Below are 18,642 nucleotides of genomic sequence, written 5' to 3' on the forward strand. Positions count from 1 at the left end.
TGCCAGATGGCCCAGACGAGAATCCACAGGAGGATGATGGCAGCTGCTAGCAGAAAGCTGGCGAAGGAGTCATTCCGGATACCGTACGTTTCCTGATAATACGGGTCCCCGGGCGCATGCCTCGAATCCAACCACTCCGTGAGCATCATGGCGTGCCCAGCGGAGACGGCCGCCACGACTATCGCGGCAGACAGGACGATCGCCGCGGCAAAAGAGAAAGCCTGCCGCAGGATTCTGTGGCCGGCAAATAGGGCGTTTGCACGGTCGGACTCTGGCGAAGTCGGCGTACCCATGCATGCTCCTCCGGCTTGTCTCGGCACCAAGGGCGGCTGTACGGGGCCGCCGGATGCCCAAGACTACGCCTCGGGCGCTGTCAGCACCACGGGATAATCCAACGAAAGTACAACAGGCCGGCCAGCGAAGCCGCGAAAACGCCGCCGTGGTTTACTGGGAGGACGGCGGAGCGCCCAACCGGGCGGAAAACGCCGCTGTTCGGTTCTTTGGGGAAACATGAGATCGCTCCGGTTGTCCGTGTCACCGTTTCTGGTGGCAATCGCACTGTCAGCATGTACCAACGTGGAGGCTCCGGTGAGCCGGCCCACCACTTCCTCCCCCGCTACAGCAGCGCCGGGCCATTGGACGGAGGTGTTCGAGGGCGAGTTCATATCGCAGGCGGCAACCACACAGGGCAGGGCAGTCCTCAATGTCACCCCCACCAAGGTGGAGCTGAACCTGGAGAACTTTTCCACGGGTGCAGGCGGCAACCTGTACGTGCACCTCAATCCAGGCAGGCTGGGCTCCAATACGGCGGGCGAAAAAGGACTCAGTTCCACACAGACGTATATTGTGGCGCCGCTAAAGGCACGCCGTGGTGACCAGTCCTACGATCTGACCCCGGTGTGGAAGGGCCTGCCGGAGATCCGAAGCGTCACGATCTATCAGTACAGTTCCCGGACCCGGCGTGCCTACGGCACCGCCAACCTGGTCAGCCGCTACTGATTCCAAAATCCTCTTTCCCACGTCCGGTCACTCAGCAGTACTCACTCGCCAGCCGCGGTGCCGGAAGCCCTCACCGTCCCCGCGCTGCCATCCACAATGACTGGCTGGCCTTCGGCAAGTATCCGCGTTGCAGTACCGGTTCCCATGACGGCCGGGATGCCGTATTCCCGCGCCACAATCGCCGCATGGGAGCCGAGCCCGCCCATATCGACGACGACGGCGGCCGCGCGCTGGAACAGCGGCGTCCAGGAGGGGTTGGTGTAGGGACAAACAAGGATGTCGCCGCTGCGCAGCAGCCCAAACTCCTCCGGTCCCCTGATGATCCGGACCGGACCCTCCGCGCGGCCGCGGCTCGCCGGCGTGCCGGAAACCAGCACACCCGCTGCGCGGCGGCGGTCCTTGAACAGCAGCGCCGCGTCCAGCAGCGGAACCCCCTCGAGTTCGCGGCGCCTGGCCGCCCTGGCCAGCACCAGCGGCCGGTAATGCCGCAGGACTGATGCCGGCAGCGCACCGCCGTCGTCCGTTATTGCCTCCAGTTCCTCGAACCGGAGGTGGTACACATCCTGGGGATCATCGATGACACCGGCGGCGGCGAGGCGGCGGCCGAGCTCACGGTACGCGCTGCGCATGGGCGGGATGACCTTGGTGGCGTAGAAGTGGCTGTCCTCGCGGAACGCGATCCCGGCCTTGGCGGCATGGACGGCGGCCAGCGCCCGCCGCCGCACGGGACCGAAGCGGAGGAACGGGTGGCGGGTCAGCTCCGCAAGCGCCGCGCCGGTTTGGTTGGCCGTGGCCAGGGGCTGGCCAAGGAGCGCCTTGACCAGCCCCAGCACCACCTCCGGGGCATCAGACCACGTGGGTGAACTGCTTAGCACCACGCTGACGGTCTCACGGTTGCCATACTCGCGCAGGAACTCATGGAACGCTTCGCGGAAGGCTGCATGCTCAGGGTTCCCGACGAGCTGCAGCAAGCCCGCCCCTTCCGATGCTGCAAACGCGCCGGCGAGCCGCGGATCCGCACGGACCAACGCGGCCAGCTGCTCCAGGGACCGGTTCGCCTGGTTTGTCCTGGTTTCCGTACCCGCGATCAGGGCAGGCGCGAGCCCCGGCCTGCCCAGAAACAGGAGCATCAGTCGCAGCTTGAGCAGGGGCAGGAATATGCCGGGCATGTAGGAGATCCGCAGATCTGTGATCCCCCGCATCGTGGCGAAGCACTCCCGGGCAAGGCCCACAACCTCCGGCCAGCGCAAGGCTTCCGGGTCACGTTCGTTCACCCGGTCCACCTGTTCCAGGAAGGCGATGAACCTGGGATCGTTCTTCCAGTTGGCCACTTTGAACTGCTTCGCGCGGCGGGCAAGGCTGAACGGTGCAGCCAGGACGCGGACTGTCGGCCGCGGCGACGGGGGAACCAGCTGCAGCACCACGCCGTCCTCCTCGGGCAGCAGTTCCTCGACTGAGGGGAACCGCACGCCCACGCTTCCGCCCATCCGCTGCAGCATGGCCAGGATCCCCTGCCTCATCCACCCGGACACGTCCAGCGGGTAGGGCCGCGTCTGGAACATTTCGATGAAAAACGGCGCCACCCGCCGCTGAACCAGATTGAGCCGCAACGGCTGCGGCGGCAGCGCCGTCATGGGCCGCGACTGCAGCACGTGGATCCGGCCCCCGGCCAGCGCCCATTCCATGTCCTGCGGCCGGCCAAAGTGATCCTGCGCCCTGCGGCCCAAACCGGCGAGCTCCCGCAGCTGGTCCGCGGTCAGGGAAGGCTCCGAGCTGCGCCTGCCGGCGTGCTCCCGCGTCCCACCGGCGCCGTCCGGGATGATCACCACCTCCCGGCTTCCGGGCATGACGCTGCGGAGCGTACCACTGCGGTCCAGCACGTAGTGTTCGGGGGTCACCCTCCCCGAGACCACGGCCTCCCCCAGCCCCGGGCTGGCGTCCACGACGATCTCGCTGCGCTCACCCGTGACCGGGTTCGCCGTGAACAGGACGCCTGCGGCGTCGGCCGGCACCATCTTTTGGACGACGACGGCGAGCGCCACCTCGTGCGGGTCGATCCCCTGCCGCTGGCGGTAGGCGATGGCCCTGTCAGTCCAGAGGGAGGCCCAGCAGTCAACAACAGCCTTGGCCACGGCCTCCTCACCGACGACGTTGAGGAACGTGTCCTGCTGGCCGGCGAACGCCGCCCCGGGCAGGTCTTCGGCCGTGGCGCTGGACCGGACCGCCACGGCTCCCCCTCCCAGGGCCGCATAGGCCTCGGCTATTTCTGTTTGCAGAGCCTGGGGCATACCAAAGGAGGCGAACAGCTCACGGAGGGCGCCGCCGTCGGCCGCCCTTTCATTTCTCCCTGCCAGTGCGTCCCCGAGCCGCGTCCCGGCGAGGAGCAGGCGGTAGGCGTCTGTGCTGATGATGAAACCCGGTGGGACCGGAAAACCCTGCCGCACCAGTTCCCCCAAGGCGGCGCCCTTGCCGCCGGCCGACGCAAGATCCGCCCTGCCAAAATCGCCAAGCGGACGGATTGTCCTGTGTGTCATGCAGACTCCTCAAGGCCGGGGTCAGCGGAGCTGGTGACGGTTCATCGCACATCCGCCCGGGCGTGTAAAAAATACTCCACTGCCACTTCGCCTGAACAGGTTTAGGCCCGCAGAATGGCCCTGTGCCGCCGGGTTGCGCGAGGTTACGCCCGGCTCTTGACCCCCCGCGGGCATCGGGATCAAACTCTTTACTGATTACCAATTTAGAGATTCGTGAATTCCAGTATCTGGGCTGTGTGTGGGGCGATATTGCACGTTTTGTGGCGCCGGCGGGGGTTATTCCGGTAGCTGCTGTCGATTTAGGTAGGGTCTCAAATCCGAGGAGCACCTCATGGGCCAACGGCCGATTGTTGAGTGGTGGAATGAGCTTGATGAGGCCACAAAGAAGTGGCTCGTTGAGAATCCCGGTTGCGTAATTCTTCCGCGGACCGTGGCGAACGTGGTTCATCAGGTGTCGGGCGGCCATGTCACCCAGGACCAGCACGGCGAACTCCAGCTTTCGGAGGCGGAGCAGTCCTTCATCAGGGCCAAGTGCAAGGCCGCCGGGGTATCCGCCGGCAGACACACGTGATTCCATGCTGAAGAGCCTCAGCCCCAGAACTTTGTGAGCTGCCCTGCCAGGGCGCTGCCTTGGCTGTACCCTGCCCGGGCAGCGGCCGGACGCAGCGACGCATCCATCGCGTTGGCCCCGAACATGTGCTCGGAGCCGCTGTCCGGGAAGATCGTCTGGACCGTGCTGCCCCCCGTGCGCAGCTCTTCCACCTGCGCTGCAAGCTGCATGCCCCAGGCCAAGGGCATCCGGGTTCTCCCGCTGAATGGTGAGAGCACCAGCACCCGCTGGTATCCGGCTGCCAGATCGGCATTCTCGTTGCGCCGGTAGCCGCCGTCGATGTAGCTGTTCTCTCCGATCCGGTAGGCGAACCCACTGGCACAGCTGGCGGCAACGGCGTCCGCCAGGTGAATTCCGCTGTGGCGGTGGAACACCACGGGTTCACCGGTGCGGGCATCCACCGCGGTGAGGAGCACCCTTTGCTGCGGCCAGCGCTGGCTGGGCAGGCGGGAGCTCACTGTCGCACGCCACCTCGCCTGCCCGGAACCGTCCGACGCCGCCGCCATGTCGAGTGCCGCCGCGCCCATTCTGCGGCGCATGTCAGCCGCGTCTCCGGCGGCAGCGATGATCCTGCCCGTTCTCTCCAAGTGTTCCGAGGCCGGCCTGGCCCGGCCGGGCCCGTCGGGGCCTGCGGAGCCGGCTGTTCCGGCCGGATGGATGGGCTGCCGCGCCGCCGCGGCGAGTATGGCGGAAAACAGTTCGGTGGGGCTTGCGCCGCTTATCTGGGCCGCGGCCGTCGATCCGGCCGACGTGCCGATGACCAGATCTGCCCCGGTCACATCCAAGCCGGCATCGAACAGGCCGGCGATGACGCCGATCAGCCACGCGTTGCCTGTCGATCCACCGCCGCCGAGGACCAGCGCCCGTTCGCCCGCAACTGCCGGAGTCGAAGTGGAGCGGGGAGCTGAAGAAGAAGTTGCGTTCATGGGAGTCGCCTTTCGCGAATTGCCTGCTGCGGCGCTCCCGGTGGCGGCTGCTTTAGCCGCGCGATCGTGGACTGCGGGGAGCGCCCATTACGGATACTGCGTTCATGGGTCTCACCTCCTGCGGCCTGATCACGATCACCGGAATAATCGCACACAGCAGTCGCGTGCGCAATGCTGACAGGACAAGGAAGCGGGGACCGCCTGCTGGCGGCCCCCGCTTCCTTTGTTACTGCTCAGTGGTTGTTCCGGATTACCTTGTTCCGGTGGTGAACGTCCAGCTCCGCGGGACGAACGGGTTGCCGGCCAGGTCACGTAGCGACGAGATCGACACCGTGTATGTCCGGTTCGCCGCCAATGTCACCGACGGGTTCAGCGTCACCGTCCGGGTGGCGGTGTTGTAGCCCACCGCCGCGGGGACGGCCATAGTGCCGAGCCGCAGCACCACGGTCCGTGTGCTGGTGCCGGTGATCGGTTCGCTGAAGCGGGCCGTCACGTTGGCCGTCCGGGACACTCCCCGTGCCGAAATCCCCGGGCTCACCGCTGCCAGCGTGGGGGCCGGCCCTGTAGTGAACTGCCAGGAGGCGAGCGGCATTGTGTTTCCGGCCGCGTCACGGACGGAGGAGACCGCCACGCTGTAGGTCCGGTCAGCCAGAAGGTTTGAGCCCGGGTTCAGCGTCGCCGTCCGTGTCGTGTTGTTGTAGCTCACCGTGGCCGGAACCACGGTGGTGCCGAGCCGCAGCACCACCGTCCGGTTGTTGACGTTGGCTACCGACTCACTGAAGGTGACCGTCAGGTTGTTCGCCTGGCTGACGGACTTTGCTCCCGCCACAGGGGTCCGTGCCGTAATTCTTGGGGCGACGAACTCCGTGCGCGGCGTGGTGACTGCCGTCCGGGCCGACCGCGCTCCGGTGCCGGCCGCGTTGACTGCTGCCACGTCGAACGTGTAGCCGGTGGCGTTGATAAGTCCATCCACGACGGCGCCCGTGCCGGTTCCGACCGCCAGGGTCCTTACCGGTGTGGTTGCCGTGCCGATGAACGTCCGCACCTCGTAGCCGGTGACCTGTGCACCGCCGTCGGAGGCCGGCGCCGTCCATGCGAGCGTTGCCGCCGCGTTACCCGCCACTGCGGTTACGCCGGTGGGAGCGCCGGGTACCGTGGCCGCCGGCGGTTCGACGGGTTCGACAGTTGCCGCCGGAACCACTACGTTGGAGGCTGCCGAGAACGGGCTGGTGCCCTGGGCGTTCGTTGCCGACACCTGGAACACGTACTTGCTGCCGTTGGTCAGGCCCGTCACGACGAGGCTGGTGTCGGTACCCGGTGCGGTGAGCAGGTCGCCCACCTGCACGCCGGCCGGGTTCGTCGTCACATCGAGCGTCTTCACGTTGAAGCTGCTGGCGACACCGATGGTTGGGGCGGTCCAGTTGACCGTGGCCCGGGCGTTGCCCGGTGTTGCGACGCCGATGACAGGTGCGTTGGTGACGACCGTGTCGGCGAAGGCAAGGGCCTCGATGTTCCGCAGCGTATCGGTTCCGTCGGCACCGACGTTGTCGGTGACCGTCGTCGTCGAACCGGGTGAGCCGAGGGTGCCGTCGCCGCCCGTGGTGGTGACGGTGTAGTTGGCCGCGGGGCCGGAGAACACTGCGGTGTCAACGGTGCCGGCAGTCTGCGCCGGCGTCGGGTTGATCACTTCACGGACGGCCACCAGGTTGCCGGGGTCGATGACGCCGGCGGCGACGTCGGCCTCCAGGGTGTGCGGGTTGCCCGTCTGGTACGTGTGCTCCATGAGGTCGGTGCTGCCGATCTCGGTCGTCGCGTCGGCCGGGTTGCTGCGGACGCTGATCCGGACCTTGACGTACCGGTCGCCGTCGAGGACGTCGTTGGCGCCGCGGCCTTCGAGCTTGTCACTGCCGAGGCCACCGAGCAGGATGTTGCCCTCGCCCCAGACCGGGCCCTCGAGCGGACAGGCTCCCATGGCTGACGCTGCTGCGATGGGATCCAGCGGAGTGGTTGGCGCCGGGAGGATGTCCCCCAGGCCGGCGATCCTGTCGATGCCTGCCTGGTCGAGGACGTCGCAGCCGCTGAAGCCGGCGCCGCCCACTGTGCTGGGTGCGCGGTCGTCGCCCTTGATCACGTCGTCGAACGCGGACCCGGAGTTGGCTTCCGTCTCCTGCCAGCGGTCGCGGTTGACCACAATCTGCAGCGGCAGCCCGCCCAGGTTCTGGTTGATCTTCATGTCATCCTTGGCGCCCACGGTGTCGTACTGGTGGATTGCCCAGTCGAACCCGGCAGCACCGGCGAACCGGTCGATGGCGGCGTTGGATGCCATGAGGTCGTCGCCGCCCTCGGCGTCGTAGTCGTTCTCGCCGACCTGGCCGACCATGATGTCGTTGCCCGGCCTGGTCTGCGCCGGGTCGTCGAAGAACGGTGCGCCGTGGTCACCCTGGAGCAGGTCCTGGCCCGAGCCGCCCTGGATCCAGTCGTCCCCGCCGTCGCCGAACACCGCATCGGCACCGTCGCCGGCCCGGACGAAGTCGTTGCCCGGCCCGGCGAATGTCTCGTTGTCGTTGGCGCCGCCGTTCATGAAGTCCTGGCCGTCTCCGCCCATCATGATGTCATCGCCGATGCCGGCATTGGTGTAGTCATTGCCGGGGCCGCCCTTGAGCACGTCGGCTCCGGACAGGTCCGTGATCCGGTCGTTGCCGTCGCCGCCGAGGGCCACGTCATCGCCGCCCTGGCCTTCAATGACGTCGTTTCCGGCGTTGCCCCAGAACGTGTCGTTGTCGTTGCCGCCGGTGACCCGGTCCACGCCGTCAGTGCCGTTGTACACGGACTGGCCGTTGATGCCGGAGGGATCGACGGTGTTCTTTTCCATGTACTGGATGGTGCCGTCGGGCTTCCGCAGGAGCAGTGCGTTCTCGTTGCAGTCGGTGGTCGTGAGGTCATCTGCGACCGTCGGACCTGACGCGGTGTAGCCGTCCGGCGTGCCGGCGAGGCTGCCCAGCTGGAACTTGCAGTCCGCCGTCGCGAACACATCCGCCTTCAGCGTGTTCACGCCGTCGGTGTTGCGCATGATCATTTCGGAGAAGCTGTTGCCCTCGAGCTGCGTGCGCAGGTTCATGCCGGGCGTGCGGGCCAGGTAGTAGAGCCGGTCGCCGTTCTGGAGGTCCGTCAGCTGGTTTTCAAAGACGTAGTTGAACGTGCTGCCGAGGAGGCCGCCGAAGAGGTTTGTCTTCTCGGCGAGGCCGCCGACCCACAGGTCAACCTTGTTCAGGCCGCTTTCCTGATTGGCCCACGCGCCAGAGCTGTTCATGAAGTCGATCATGTCGGCCGTAGGAGGTGTTGCGCCGATGCCCGGATCCACGATGGCCTTGGCGGCTGCCCGCTTGTCCGCCAGGGTGGTGGCGTTCACGATGGACGGGTAGGTGCCGTAGGCGGCCACGAAGTTGATCAGCGACTCGGGGTGCTTGATGTTCTGCCCGTAGTCCGCCCAGCTGGTGTACGGGGCAAGCTGGCCGTCGCCGGTCTCGTCGTGGAGCTGGCGGCGTACCTCGTTCAGCGGCGGTACGCCGGCTTCACGCGCACGGGTCATGTTGATCGTTGCGAGGTCCAGCGGCAGGCCCAGCAGGTTGTTGCGGAGGGTGTCCGTGACGAACTCATCGAGTTCGTTGCCCGTCTGGTCGCTCATGCCCATGACGACGGCGCCCGCCGCCTGCTCGGACGTCAGCTGGTGGCCGTGCCCGTCGTCGGTAAACGACGGCGGGTTCAGGAAGCCGTTCAGCAGCGGGATCGAGTTGTCCGTTCCGTCCAGGTTTTTACGGGCGATGGTCTCGGTCAGCATCGAGTGGCCGAACCGGTACACCGCGTGCGCAAACTCGGCGTGGATCGCACCGTTGACGTCCGTGTGGTAGACGTGGAACGGCTGGATGGCCGGCTGGACCTTGCGGGCGAACTCCTCAAAGACGAGGTGCTGGTACTCCATCTCGGTGACGAATCGGGCGGCCTGGAAGAGGCGTTCGCCGTTCCAGCCGTCAGCGCCGCCAGCCAGCTTCCACTCGGCCAGGGCGGCGGTGCCGGTGGCCGACGTGTCGTGGGTCAGGGTGTTCTTGAAGTCGTCCACGAGCCGGTCGTGCTCGGAGTGGAAAATCTGGTGGATGGTGGTGAGGCCGATGTTCTCGTTGACGCGGCCGTCGCCGGCGATGAAGTGCGCGTTCAGCATCTCGTCGTCGTAGGTGCCGGGGGCCTGGCTGGCGAAGTCAGCGGAGGCGACAGTGTCCGTGTCAGGCTTGGGCGTGACCGGCGGGGTGCCCGGGTTGTGGTCCGTGTCCTGCGGGGACGGGTCCGCATTGTGCGCAATGTCGGTCAGGAACGGGGTGTCGAAGTACCGGACATTGGCCGGCACCAGGGTACCGCGGCCCTCGTCATCGGCCGGGTTTGCCTCGACGAGGCCGGTGGCGGTCACGAACTGCGGGAGGCCGCGTGCGGGACCGGGGATGAACTTGCCGTAGGGGTCGACGGCGAGCTGCGGCACGTTCAGGACGTCCTTGTCCAGCAGCTGGATGCCGAGCATGGTCTTGGCCTGTTCCTTGACGTCGGCCCAGTTGGCCATGCCCTTCTCGGCGCTGGTGCCTGCCTTGCCGCCAAGCAGCTTGCCGGTGGAGACCGGTTTACCGTCGGGGTCGTTGACATACTGGCGGAGGAAGACCTGGTGGGACGGATGGGACGTGTAGGTCTGGGACTGGTCCACATACGGGGAATCGGTGTTGGAGGCTTCGTGGACGTCGTCTTCGGTGCCGAGGACGCCGTCGGGTCCCGGCTGGTTCTGGGCACGGGTCAGCACCATGAAGCGCTGGCTGGCGGGCAGATCGTCCGCGTTGCCGAAGACGTGGTCCTTGCCCGCTACCAGCGGGTCGTCAGCGCGCAGCGGCACGAACACGTTGCCGCCGCTCTTGACGGTCTGGTCCACGCCGTGGTCGAAGAACTGTCCGAACAGCGTGAACATCGAGTTGTAGGGCGGCGAAAGGCCGACGTCGGTGGTCACGTTCGGGATGAAGAGCGTGTTGTGCGACGGGACGCAGCCATCCGGAACACCGGTGACGGGAGGATCTGCCAGCGGATCCGGGTCGGTGGTGCAGGGGTGGACACCGACGTTGCCCTGCGTGCGGACCGGGAATCCGGCGGCAGCCACGGCGGCAGGGTTGGTGGAGGTCTGGTCCACGATCAGGTTGCTGATGTCGCGTGGCTTGCTGTCGAAAACGTTCCCGCTCGTCTGCTTGTAAGAGGTGGGGCCGGCGGGACCAAAACCGGCGGGCACCGGGTCTGCATCGTTGAAGACCGGGGCGGTGTAGCGGGGGAACTTTTGATCAGCTGCGCCGTAGGTTTCGCGGCCGGCCAGTAGATTGTTGCAGGATCCGTCGACGGTACGGAGCCCGTAGGACGTCAATGCGTCCGGGATCTGGTTGGGGCCCGTACCGATGAGGGCGCCGCAGGGGCCGGTGGCTGACGTTGTGTTGGCCACGTGGGCTTCGGCGATCTTGATCTGCTTGAGGATGAAGGCGAGGTCCGAGGCCGTGACGGTGAAGCCTTCGCCCACCGGGGCGGTCACCGCCTGGGCCGCGATGGTGGCTGACTGGCCGATAGCCGCCACCAGGGACAGGGCCACACCCGCCGCGACGACGCGGTTGGGGCCGCCGAACAGGCGCCGCCGGCTCCCGCGCGGGTGCTTCGGCCTCCGTGGCGCTCCCCGTGACGCCGTCGGATCACCTCCGCTGGTTCTGATTGGGTGGAACGCTTTCATAACGCACCTGCCTCACTTGTTGATGGAACGTCTGGTTGAACGTTGCATTGGACGGTGCAAGATTGCGGAGGGTGCCTTGCGGAAACCTTGGGTCGTTTTGGCCAACAGGGATGCGGTTTGCACCGGCACAACCGTGTGTGACCGGTGTTGTCAAAGGCAAGCCACCCTCGCGGCGCCGGCGTCCTCCCCCAGATCAGGGGGTAGACCCGGTCGACAGCCGTCTTCCGCCGTTTTCAGGCAATTCCCAGCCGCTAACAAGCCTGTCCGAAGAATTGCCGGATTACCTTGTCCCCAGTTGCCAAACCGATAGGTGCAACTGCCGCTAGGAAGGCCCCGCACCGCCCTGACGAGGGTGGGCGGGGCACTCTCCTGTCCCCTCCAAAGGAAGGAATGTCACTGACCAAATCCAGCATCCATCTGCATCCCTAATCGCTACTTTTCGGTATGCCTAAATTTCCGCTATCCTCGTCTTATCGGTACCCCCAATGACGAGGATGGATGATGGCTGTTTCGACCCTTTCAGAACGCACCGCACCCGCACGGGTCTGGTCGCGCCTGCTGTTGCTGGGTCCGGCGTTCGTGGCGGCCATCGCCTACGTCGACCCGGGGAACGTCGCGGCAAACCTGACGGCCGGAGCCAGCTACGGCTACCTCCTGGTCTGGGTCCTCGTGGCCGCCAATGCCATGGCCGTGCTCATCCAGTACCAGTCCGCCAAACTGGGCCTGGCCACCGGCATGAGCCTGCCCGAGATTCTCGGCAAGCGCCTGGGGACCCGGCGGCGCCGGGCCTACTGGGCGCAGGCGGAAATCGTGGCCGGAGCCACCGACATGGCCGAGGTGATCGGCGGGGCCGTCGCCCTGAACCTGCTGTTCGGGCTTCCTCTGCTCGCCGGTGGAATCATCATCGGTCTCGCCTCCATGCTGCTGCTGTCGCTGCAGTCGAACCGGAGCCAGAAATCGTTCGAAGTCGCCATTCTGACCCTGCTCGGTGTGATTGCCGTCGGGTTCGTGTCCGGCCTGTTCGTCAATCCGCCGGACGCCGGCAGTGCCCTCTCGGGCCTCGTTCCGCGCTTTGAAGGAACGGACACCATCCTGCTGGCTGCCAGCATGCTCGGTGCCACCGTGATGCCGCACGCCATCTACCTGCACTCCGCACTCGCCCGCGACCGTCATGGCTTCTCGGAGAACCCCGCCGTCCGGACCCGCCTGATCAAGGCCACGCGCTTCGACGTCGTCGGTGCCCTGCTGCTGGCGGGCGTCGTCAACATCGCCATGCTGCTGCTGGCGGCCTCCAGCCTGCGCGGCGTGGAAGGGACCGATACCATCGCCGGCGCCCACGCAGCCGTGACCTCGGCACTGGGCCCGGCGATCGGCGTCGTGTTCGCCATCGGGCTGCTTGCCTCAGGCCTGGCGTCCACGTCCGTCGGCTGCTACGCCGGCGCCACCATTATGGGCGGCCTGCTCAAGGTCCGCGTCCCCCTGCTGACGCGGCGGGTCATCACCCTGATTCCGGCGCTGGTGATTCTTGGCGCCGGCATCGAACCGACACTGGCCCTGGTCCTCAGCCAGGTGCTCCTCAGCTTCGGCATCCCGTTCGCGTTGATTCCGCTGATCCGGCTCACGGGCAAGCGCGAAATCATGGGAATCCACACTGACTCAACGCCGCTGCGGGTTGCCGGCTGGACCAGCGCCACGCTTATCGTCGGCCTGAACTGCGTTCTCATCGTCCTCACCGTGCTCGGAGTGTCCTGACGGCGGCCTTACCGCAGTTCCGCCCGCTTCTACTCGGCTTCGAAGCCCAGCCGGTCGCGGACAAGCTTCGCAACGATGGCCGCATGCTGATCCCTGTCCGGGCGGGCACCCGACTTGAGTGTCGCCAGATAGGCAACATACGCGGCAGTGCGGGTGTCGTAGGCCGCGGCCCGGGTCTCAAACGCGAGGGCAAGAGTTGCATGCGCCTGGGCCAGCCTAATCTGCAGTTCGGCGTCCACATCAGCACCTGAAAGTGCTTGCTCCGCGGCGGAGAGAAGGGACTGTGCGACGTCGGCGTGCTCGTTCGCGGCGCGCTGGCCAAGGTCCGGCTGCATCGGCTCTGCCTCTCTTTATTCAGCCCGCGACAGGCGGACGCGCGCTGTGGGCTAAAGCCTAAATCACGTTGCCCACTTCTGTTACGCCTCCTGACCGTCCATCCGGGACAGCCCGGTTGCGATTTCTTCGACCGCGCCGACAAACGCGGCCCAGCACTGCGGCCCGCCATGCCCTTCGTTCTCGATGACGGTGAGCCGGCTTCCTTCCCAGCGCTGATGAAGCATCCAAGGCGTGACGACCGGCCCACTTACGTCTTTCCGACCGTGAATGAGATAGCCGGGAACCCCGTTGAGTTGATGGATTCTTTCCATGATGGCCTGTCCGTCCGGGAGGAAGGCGTCACGGGACCAGTAGTGGGTGACGAGGATGGCGATGGTCATCCGCTCGCGATCGTCGTCGAACATCGGGCCGGGCTGCCAGAGCGGATCCAGCGAGACGTGCGTCGATTCCCACCGGTCCCATGCCAGGGCTGCGGTTTCGGCATCGTCCCGGTCAGTGCCGGCGAGGCGCCGGGCATATGCATCCACCACCCGCTCCCCCGGTCTGCGCCCGGCGGCCTTCGAGAACTCCTCCCACGCTTCCGGGAAGATCCGCCCGACGCCCTCCGTGATCCACTCAACCTCTTCGCGGCTCGTCGTTCCCACCGCCATCAGGGCGAGCCCAAGCACCCGGTCTAGGTGCTGCAGGGCATAGGCCAGGGCCAAAGTGCTGCCCCAGGACGTGCCCGTGACGATCCACTTCGCAATTCCGAGGTGCCGGCGAACGGCCTCGATATCCTCGATCAGGGCCTGGGTGTTGTTGCCAGACAGGGAGCCCAGATCGTCCTGAACAGTGGGTTTGCTCCTCCCGCAGCCGCGCTGATCCAGGCCGACCGTCAGGAACTTCGAAGCATCGAGGCGGCTCCGGTATCCGCGACCCAGGCCGGCGCCGGGGCCGCCGTGGAGGTACAGCACGGGAACCCCGGCCGGATTCCCCGACGTCTCCCAGTAGATTTCCGCCCCACCGGCTTTAACCGTTCCGGCGCTCTCCCCTGTCATCCAACAAACAGTACGAGATCGGCCTGGGCGCGGGTAGGGTCAGTGCAAGCGCCGTATGGGGATGGGGGAACGGATGAGGCTGGAGGGCGACAGCGCCGGAAAAGTGACGGAGCCGCCGCGGGCCGCTACGTACCGGACGGGATCGGCTCGCCCGCTTGCCGCAGTCCTGTGGCTGTTCGCTGCCGGAACGGTCACGTGGCTCCTTGCTGCCGGAGCCGGCAAAGCCGCAGGCGGCGCAGCGCCATGGCTGCTCCTCTTGTCGTGGTTCGCCTACGCGGCCTTGTGGCGGCCGTGCCTGCGTGTTGGCGGGGACGGATTTGAGGTGATCAACGGCTTGCGCGACCACCGGATACCCTTCGGAGCGATTGAGGACATCGAGGTCCAGTACACCACTGCCATCCGGGCAGCCGGCAAGAAGTACGTCAGCTGGGGTGCGCCGTCTCCGCCGTCCGCATTTGGAGCCGGGTTCCAGCACCTCAGCGATTTGAAGAGTCAGCCCCACAGCGCCCTTCCCGGCAACGAACGGATCAGCCAGACCGAGGCGAAAACTGGACGGGACGACATCGTGGCGGCCTGGCTGCAGGCCCGCTCCGGGAGGGCCGCCGACAGCCCGGCGACAGTCACGTCAACGTGGAACAGGCCGGTGATCGCTGCTGGCGCGGTCTCAATTCTCGCGGTGGTTATTGCAGCTCGTTCATGGGTCACGGGCTAACAGGAGGTGCGGGAGCGTTTCGCCCCGAGCGACAGGATCTGATGGGGCGTCGCTCGAAAGCCCGCAGGAACTGATGACGCGTCGCTCGAAAACCTGCAGGATCTGATGACGCGTCGCTGGAAAACCTGCAGGATCTGATGGGGCGTTACTGGAAGGGTCGCCCAGCTGGGCAAGCTGAAGGAAGTCATGGAGGCCGGCTGAGGCCGCGGCGGCCCCGGCCACCGGACTACAGCCGGATGTGGCGGAACAAGGCCGCGGTGCCCATGCCGCCCGCGATGCTGATCATGGCCAGGGCCAGCTTTCCCCGTTCTGCGTCCCCCGGTTCCCGCCGAGCCTGTGCCAGCAGCCGGGTGACCAGCACGGCGCCTGATGCCCCGTAGGCGTGGCCGATGGCCAGGGCGCCGCCGTCGGCGTTGGCGCGAAGGGGGTCAATTCCCAGGTGGTCGAGGCAGGCGAGAGTCTGCGACGCGAACGCCTCGTTGAATTCCACCAGGTCCACATCCGCAGCAGCCACCGACTGCCCAGCCAGCAGCCTTGCGGCGGCCGCCGCGGCCCCGATGCCCAGCAGCTTCGGGTCCACCCCCGCCGTCTCGGTGCCAATAACGGCCAGGCCGTCGCCCGCGCCCAGTTCCCGCGCTCTGGCCAGGGAGGTGATGACGACGGCGGCCGCACCGTCCGCGTCGAAGCATGAGTTTCCGGCGGTGACGGTTCCGCCCTGCACGAATGCTGCCGGGAACCGCGCCATCAGTGGTGCGCCGAGTTTTGCTCGGGGTCCGTCGTCGGCGGTTATGGCCGTCTGGGCCGCCCCGGGGGCGGCGGGCAGCGCAACCGTTTCCCGGGTGAACGTTCCGTTGGCCTGCGCAGCGACAGCCCGGCGGTGGCTGCGCAGCGCGAACTCGTCCTGCCTTTCACGGGTGACGCCGTACTCCCGTGCAACATTCTCGGCGGCGACCCCCATGTCCGGATCACCGTGGTGCTTAGGCGCGAACTGGGCGCGGCTGAAAAAGGCGGGTTCGCCGCCGTCGTTCCGGTGCGCGCGCAGCGGCGCGGTGCTGATGCTCTCCACCCCGCCCGCAAGGTAGGTGCCGCCGCCGGCCGCGACGAGCCGCGAGGCGAGGACAACGGCGTCCAGGCCGGAGCCGCACTGCCGGTCGACAGTGAGGCCGGGGACTGTGACGGGCAGGCCGGCCTCGAGTGCCGCGAGGCGCGCGACGTTGCCGCCGGCACCGACCGCGTTGCCGATCACGACGTCGGCCACCTCAGCCGGCTCCACGCCGGTTTTAGCGAGCAGCGCGGTGAGGACCGGGGACAGGATCTCGTGGGAGCGCAGGTGCTTCAGCGCGCCGTTCGCCCGGCAGACGGGTGTGCGCAGCGCTGCGATGATCACCGGCTGCCGGTCGTCAGGCAGTCCGGACTGCGTGCTGCCGGTTCCCGAGCTGCCGGGTCCCGGGGTGGCCGGCACGCTAGACAAGGTGCCGGACCCGGCTGTCCCGGGCAGCGATCCAGTCAAGGAGCAGGCGCCGGCTGACCTTTCCGCGGTCAGTCACTGGCAGCTCATCGAGGGCATAGTACTGCAGCGGCCGCTTGTCCTTGGCCAGGACATCCTCCAGACCTGTCTTGAGCTGGGTGGCCGTGACTCCCCCGTGCGAAGGAACAATGCCGGCCACCACGCGCTGGCCGCGGAGGTCGTCGTCCATGCCGGCCGCAATGGCCGAGGCGACGCCGGGGACGGAGGACAGTGCCAGCTCGACCTCATGCGGGTAGACGTTCTTTCCCGCGGTGATGATCATGTCGGCCCGCCGGCCGAGGATGTGGAGCACGCCGTCGGACAGGTAACCCTGGTCGCCCACAGTGAACCAGCCGTCGAAGCAACGCAGTGCCTGGCCGTCGTCGCCCCAAAGGTAACCATTGCTGACCATGCCGCTCTGGACGCTGATGTTGCCTGGAGTCCCGTCGGGAAGCTCCGCGCCGGAATCATCCAGGATCCGCACCTCGACGCCCGGGAACGGCCTGCCGATGGCGGTGCTCCCGGCGGCGAACGGCGCCCCCGCCGGCAGACCGGCGCCGGAGACGAAACTCAGCTCGGACGCGCCGTAGTACTCAAAAATGGTGGCATGCGGGGCCCAGCGCCGTGCCGCCTCCAGCGTGCGGGCGTCCAGCTTCGAGCCCGCGCAGATGATGGTCCGGACGCCGGACGCGTCCACGCAGCCCAGCAGCCCGCGTTCACTGAGCAGCCGCAGCATGGTGGGCACCAGGACCAGCCGGGTGATGCCGTCATGGGCGATCGCAGCGTGGACGTCCCCGACGTCGAACGACTCCAGCGTGTGGAACTCGGAACCGGCGTAGAGGCACTCGGCCAGGGCGTACAGGTTGAGGCTCGCGGCCAGCGGGCCGGGTGCCAGGGTCTTGTCGTCCTGCCCAAGCCGGAAAAATTCCATGGACGCGTCGAAGGACTGCTGCCACGACCGGCGCGAGCGGGTGAACGCCTTGGGCACCGAGGTGGTGCCGGAGGTCAGGCCGATGAGGAATGACGCCGCCGGGTCCCCGTCCATGAGTTCCGGGCCCGCGCTGCCCGGCACCGGGTCGACCCGGCCGCCGAGTCGCCGGACGATCTCATCCTGCAGCGCTTCGGGCCAGGTGGGGTCCAGGACCGCACACTCGCGGTCGCCCGCCACTGCCGCGGCGAAGTCGACTGCGAACCGGGTGGAATTGGGCTGGGCGAGAACTGTGACCGGGGCGGTGCCGCTGCCTGCCGCCGCCTGTGCGGCGTCGCGCAGTTCGGCCCAGCTGAGCCGTTTTCCGGCCACGACGACGGCGGTGTCGTCGGGGCGTTCATCGGCCCAACGCTGGAGGTTGTTGAGAAAAGGCATCGGATCAACTTTACCGGGCCGAACCCGCCACTGGCCTGCGTCGGCGGCTATTGTGACAACATGAGCTTCAATGACGGGGTCGAACTGGACCCATCACAGGTGGAAGACCGGCGCGGCGGCGGATTGGGCCGCGGCACTAAGATCGGCGGTGGCATCGGCGGCGGCGTTGTCCTGCTCCTCGCGGCCCTGTTCGGCATCAACCCGCAGCTCCTGGGCGGACTCCTGGGCACGGGCCAGGAACAGCCTGCCCAGAGCACGGGAACGCCCCTCACACAGTGCAAGCTCGGCAGCGACGCAGACAGGGACCTCGACTGCCGGATTGCCGGGACCGTGAACAGCCTCAACGCGTTCTGGCCGGCGTACCTGGCTGACTACAGCGTGAAGTATCCGCGGCCGAAGGCCGTGCTGTTCGAGGGCGCCACACGCACCGGCTGCGGCACGGCCTCGTCGGAAGTGGGCCCCTTCTACTGCCCGGCTGATACCACCGCCTACTTCGATCCCGGGTTCTTCCAGGACCTCGTGACCCGGTTCGGTTCATCGGGCGGCCCGCTGGCCCAGGAGTACGTGGTGGCCCACGAATTCGGCCACCATGTGCAGAACGTGCTGGGCGATCTGGACGAGGCACAGAAGGATCCGCAGGGTGCGGAATCCGGCGCCGTCCGCGTCGAGCTGCAGGCGGACTGTTATGCCGGCCTCTGGACCCGTTACGCCACTACACAGAAGGACCCGAAGACAGGCAAGCCCTTCCTTGAACCGCTCAAGCAGCAGGACCTGAACGATGCGCTTTCGGCGGCCTCCGCCGTCGGCGACGACCGGATCCAGAAAGCCGCCACCGGACGCGTCTCGCCCGAGGGTTGGACGCACGGCTCCAGCGCCCAGCGGCAGAAGTGGTTCTACCAGGGCTACAGGACCGGCGACATCAACCAGTGCGACACGTTCAACGCCACGACGCTCTAACAACCCCGTCCACTGCTCCGTAAACGTCCTTTTGCCCCGTCAATAGGGCGGTTTCGGAGCAGCGGATGAGTGGGTTGTGGGGAACGACGACGGCCGGTCACCTTCGCTGGGACTG

The 18,642-nt window shown here is 67.0% G+C and carries 12 protein-coding genes; 5 read left to right on the top strand and 7 right to left on the bottom strand.

The genetic code is table 11. The features are described from left to right. Positions 1 to 588: 588 nt before the first annotated feature. Positions 589 to 999: a DM13 domain-containing protein gene (locus tag ACFUTU_RS09350; RefSeq protein ID WP_377963452.1), complete on the top strand. Its 411-nt coding sequence runs from the start codon at positions 589 to 591 to the stop codon at positions 997 to 999. A 41-nt stretch (positions 1,000 to 1,040) separates the two neighbouring features. Here ACFUTU_RS09350 and ACFUTU_RS09355 read toward each other — a convergent pair whose 3' ends face one another. Beyond that, positions 1,041 to 3,533, bottom strand: coding sequence for a PEP/pyruvate-binding domain-containing protein (locus ACFUTU_RS09355; protein ID WP_377963454.1), 2,493 nt, complete (start codon positions 3,531 to 3,533; stop codon positions 1,041 to 1,043). A gap of 331 nt (positions 3,534 to 3,864) precedes the next feature. On the opposite strand from ACFUTU_RS09355, the gene ACFUTU_RS09360 reads away from it, so the two are divergent. After that, a complete protein-coding gene (locus tag ACFUTU_RS09360) occupies positions 3,865 to 4,104 on the top strand; it encodes a hypothetical protein (RefSeq protein WP_377963456.1) in 240 nt (79 codons plus the stop codon). 17 nt (positions 4,105 to 4,121) lie between these two features. Here the strand turns inward: ACFUTU_RS09360 and ACFUTU_RS09365 are convergent, their stop codons facing one another. Next, complete coding sequence (locus ACFUTU_RS09365) at positions 4,122 to 5,069, bottom strand: patatin-like phospholipase family protein (protein ID WP_377963458.1); 948 nt, start codon at positions 5,067 to 5,069, stop codon at positions 4,122 to 4,124. 250 nt (positions 5,070 to 5,319) lie between these two features. Then, entirely contained in the window at positions 5,320 to 10,863 is a 5,544-nt protein-coding gene (locus ACFUTU_RS09370) for a peroxidase family protein (RefSeq protein ID WP_377963460.1), read from the bottom strand. A gap of 501 nt (positions 10,864 to 11,364) precedes the next feature. Here ACFUTU_RS09370 and ACFUTU_RS09375 point away from each other — a divergent pair. Then, complete coding sequence (locus ACFUTU_RS09375; protein WP_377963462.1) at positions 11,365 to 12,615, top strand: Nramp family divalent metal transporter; 1,251 nt, start codon at positions 11,365 to 11,367, stop codon at positions 12,613 to 12,615. A 29-nt stretch (positions 12,616 to 12,644) separates the two neighbouring features. Here the strand turns inward: ACFUTU_RS09375 and ACFUTU_RS09380 are convergent, their stop codons facing one another. Both ACFUTU_RS09380 and ACFUTU_RS09385 read right to left on the bottom strand, forming a co-directional pair. Further along, positions 12,645 to 12,950 (bottom strand): hypothetical protein, encoded by a 306-nt coding sequence (locus ACFUTU_RS09380; RefSeq protein ID WP_377963464.1) that lies wholly within the window; start codon positions 12,948 to 12,950, stop codon positions 12,645 to 12,647. An 81-nt stretch (positions 12,951 to 13,031) separates the two neighbouring features. Further along, complete coding sequence (locus ACFUTU_RS09385; protein ID WP_377963466.1) at positions 13,032 to 13,988, bottom strand: alpha/beta fold hydrolase; 957 nt, start codon at positions 13,986 to 13,988, stop codon at positions 13,032 to 13,034. Between the two features lie 73 nt (positions 13,989 to 14,061). Between ACFUTU_RS09385 and ACFUTU_RS09390 the strand changes: the two genes are divergently transcribed. Further along, the gene (locus ACFUTU_RS09390) at positions 14,062 to 14,700 is read left to right on the top strand and encodes a hypothetical protein (protein WP_377963468.1); all 639 of its coding nucleotides are present in this window, start codon (positions 14,062 to 14,064) and stop codon (positions 14,698 to 14,700) included. A 226-nt stretch (positions 14,701 to 14,926) separates the two neighbouring features. Here ACFUTU_RS09390 and ACFUTU_RS09395 read toward each other — a convergent pair whose 3' ends face one another. Then, a complete protein-coding gene (locus ACFUTU_RS09395) occupies positions 14,927 to 16,162 on the bottom strand; it encodes a thiolase family protein (RefSeq protein ID WP_377963490.1) in 1,236 nt (411 codons plus the stop codon). Position 16,163: 1 nt separating this feature from the next. After that, on the bottom strand, positions 16,164 to 17,570 hold the full coding sequence (locus ACFUTU_RS09400; RefSeq protein WP_377963470.1) for a class I adenylate-forming enzyme family protein: 1,407 nt from the start codon (positions 17,568 to 17,570) through the stop codon (positions 16,164 to 16,166). Between the two features lie 60 nt (positions 17,571 to 17,630). On the opposite strand from ACFUTU_RS09400, the gene ACFUTU_RS09405 reads away from it, so the two are divergent. After that, positions 17,631 to 18,527 (top strand): neutral zinc metallopeptidase, encoded by an 897-nt coding sequence (locus ACFUTU_RS09405; protein WP_377963472.1) that lies wholly within the window; start codon positions 17,631 to 17,633, stop codon positions 18,525 to 18,527. The last annotated feature ends 115 nt before the right edge of the window (positions 18,528 to 18,642 follow it).

This window comes from Arthrobacter sp. NPDC057388 (assembly GCF_042668165.1).
GTDB lineage: Bacteria > Actinomycetota > Actinomycetes > Actinomycetales > Micrococcaceae > Arthrobacter.

What these genes read in the sequence shown, in the direction of transcription:
- ACFUTU_RS09355 (WP_377963454.1), bottom strand. Translation starts at nt 3,533, where the DNA reads ATGACACACAGGACAATCCGTCCGCTTGGCGATTTTGGCAGGGCGGAT.
- ACFUTU_RS09390 (WP_377963468.1), top strand. Translation starts at nt 14,062, where the DNA reads ATGAGGCTGGAGGGCGACAGCGCCGGAAAAGTGACGGAGCCGCCGCGG.
- ACFUTU_RS09380 (WP_377963464.1), bottom strand. Translation starts at nt 12,950, where the DNA reads ATGCAGCCGGACCTTGGCCAGCGCGCCGCGAACGAGCACGCCGACGTC.
- ACFUTU_RS09400 (WP_377963470.1), bottom strand. Translation starts at nt 17,570, where the DNA reads ATGCCTTTTCTCAACAACCTCCAGCGTTGGGCCGATGAACGCCCCGAC.
- ACFUTU_RS09360 (WP_377963456.1), top strand. Translation starts at nt 3,865, where the DNA reads ATGGGCCAACGGCCGATTGTTGAGTGGTGGAATGAGCTTGATGAGGCC.
- ACFUTU_RS09375 (WP_377963462.1), top strand. Translation starts at nt 11,365, where the DNA reads ATGGCTGTTTCGACCCTTTCAGAACGCACCGCACCCGCACGGGTCTGG.
- ACFUTU_RS09405 (WP_377963472.1), top strand. Translation starts at nt 17,631, where the DNA reads ATGAGCTTCAATGACGGGGTCGAACTGGACCCATCACAGGTGGAAGAC.
- ACFUTU_RS09385 (WP_377963466.1), bottom strand. Translation starts at nt 13,988, where the DNA reads ATGACAGGGGAGAGCGCCGGAACGGTTAAAGCCGGTGGGGCGGAAATC.
- ACFUTU_RS09370 (WP_377963460.1), bottom strand. Translation starts at nt 10,863, where the DNA reads ATGAAAGCGTTCCACCCAATCAGAACCAGCGGAGGTGATCCGACGGCG.
- ACFUTU_RS09365 (WP_377963458.1), bottom strand. Translation starts at nt 5,069, where the DNA reads ATGAACGCAACTTCTTCTTCAGCTCCCCGCTCCACTTCGACTCCGGCA.